The sequence below is a fragment of the Pseudonocardia sp. SID8383 genome, assembly GCF_009864975.1.
GTDB classification, from domain to species: domain Bacteria; phylum Actinomycetota; class Actinomycetes; order Mycobacteriales; family Pseudonocardiaceae; genus Pseudonocardia; species Pseudonocardia alni.
This window is the reverse complement of sequence record NZ_WWFY01000367.1, coordinates 1-304: the sequence shown is the minus strand read 5'-3', so window position 1 is coordinate 304 and position 304 is coordinate 1. Positions and strand designations below refer to the sequence as shown.

The following is a 304-nucleotide window of genomic DNA, read 5'->3' as shown; positions in this document are numbered from 1 at the left end:
GGCGGGCCGGTCGCGCACCTCGCGCCCGGCCAGGTCGGCGAGCACCCCGGCGAACACGGTCAGCGCGCCGTCCAGCTCGGCGACGGCGGCGTCGTCGGCGCCCTTCTGCGGACCGAACACGGCGGCGGCGCCATGCGGTCCGAGCAGGGGGTTGTCGACGTCGCTCGCCGCCACCAGGGTCATTCCACCCAGGTCGGGGGCCCCGTCGAGACGGGCACAGCAGTCCAGGGCCGCGCCGCCGGGCGGGAGCGGGAGGCCGTCGTCGTCGACGGGGACGGCGCCGAGCGCGGCCAGCAGACCGGCG

The 304-nt window shown here is 78.9% G+C and carries 1 protein-coding gene; it reads right to left on the bottom strand.

Annotation, left to right across the window (positions count from 1 at the left end; genetic code table 11):
* The coding region (locus GTW08_RS08725; protein WP_161151750.1) for a glycerate kinase at positions 1–304 on the bottom strand (304 nt) is incomplete at both ends.